Annotated in this window: 1 tRNA gene and 1 rRNA gene; both read left to right on the forward strand. The window is 55.7% G+C overall.

Annotated features, from left to right (window positions below):
* Nucleotides 1-22: 22 nt before the first annotated feature.
* Nucleotides 23-94, forward strand: a tRNA-Ala gene (locus C461_RS13060).
* 272 nt (nt 95-366) lie between these two features.
* A 23S ribosomal RNA gene (locus C461_RS15960) occupies nt 367-1,680 on the forward strand; the annotation flags it as partial.

Below are 1,680 nucleotides of genomic sequence, written 5' to 3' on the forward strand. Positions count from 1 at the left end.
CATCCTTCCCACACGGGAAGGTGGGCTCATAGCTCAGCGGTAGAGTGCCTCCCTTGCAAGGAGGATGCCCTGGGTTCGAATCCCAGTGAGTCCATGTCGCCAACGCAAATCCGTCCCCTTAAGTGGGAGACGCGATTTCGTTGGAATAGACGACGACCGATGCACCATCCCGGGAAACCGCGGATGGGAAGGGTTCGACGGACACGCTCCATGCCTGGACGTGATCCAATGACGACCGTGTATACGTGCGATCCAGACGTCCACTGAACTCATACGAGTTCGTGGAACGTCAGTGAACCATATACAGTCGGGTGACATTATAGTCACTTGACACCGTCAGTCTGGTCTGTATAGACGAGACTGACACACTACTGGCTACTGTGCCAGCTGGTGAATGGCTCGGCTCGAGAGCCGACGAAGGACGTGCCAAGCTGCGAAAAGCTCATGGGACCCGCATGGAGGGAAAGAACATGAGATCTCCGAATCGGAATCCGTTTACAATTGCCACGCGCAATAGGGAACTCCCTGAATTGAAACATCTCAGTAAGGGAAGGAAAAGAACGCAACCGCGATGTCGTTAGTAACCGCGAGTAAAACCGACACAGCCCAAACCGAAGGTCTTCGGACCAATGTGGTGTTCGGGTTGACAATCAATTCTCGACAACTCATTCGAAGTCTCCTGGAACGGAGCGTGAAACAGGGTGACAACCCCGTAGAATGAGTCAGTACAGAAGGCGTCAATACCAGAGTAGCAGGGGTCGGATATCCTCTGTGAACACCTCAGGCATCCCCTGAGAAGGCTAAACACTCCTCGAGACCGATAGCGAACAAGTAGCGTGAGCGAACGCTGAAAAGCACCCCGAGAAGGGCGGTGCAATAGGGCCTGAAATCAGCTGGCGATAGAGCGACAGGGCGTAGAAGGCGTCTCTTGAAACGAGCGAGAAGCGATTCTCTAGTAGGAAAAGAGACGAGCCGGCGTCGTGTCGTGCGTTTTGAAAAACGACCCAGGGAGTGCACTTAGATGGCGAGTCTAACTCGTGAACCGAGGAAGGCGCAGGGAAACCGATACGGCCGCAGCATTGCGAGGGCCACCGTGTTCAAGCGCGGGGAGTCATTTGGGTGCGACCCGAAACCAGGCGATCTATACACAGGCAGGGTGAAGCGTGGCGAAAGCCACGTGGAGGCCCGTTAGAGTTGGTATTCTACAATATCCTCTCGTGATCTGTGCATAGGGGTGAAAGGCCCATCGAGCCTGGCAACAGCTGGTTCCAACCGAAACATGTCGAAGCATGACCTCTTCCGAGGTAGCCCGCGGGGTAGAGCTACCGATTGGATGACCCGCCTCCGAGAGGAGTCGGCCATCCTGTCGAACTCCAAACCCGCAGGCGCTGTAGACGAAGGGAGTCCGGTGCGCGGGGTAAGCCTGTGTACCGTGAGGGGAACAACCCAGAGCCGGGTTAAGGTCCCAAAGTGTAGATTAAGTGCGATTCGAAGGTGGTCTCAAGCCCTAAACAGCCGGGAGGTGAGCTTAGAAGCAGCTACCCTCTAAGAAAAGCGTAACAGCTTACCGGCCGAGGTTTGAGGCGCCCAAAATGATCGGGGCTCAAATCTACCACCGAGACCTGGCCGTGCCCTTGACAGGGGCAACCGCGTAGGTTGGCGTTCTGTTCGGATGGAAGC

The sequence above is a fragment of the Halorubrum aidingense JCM 13560 genome (assembly GCF_000336995.1).
In the GTDB taxonomy this organism is placed as follows: domain Archaea; phylum Halobacteriota; class Halobacteria; order Halobacteriales; family Haloferacaceae; genus Halorubrum; species Halorubrum aidingense.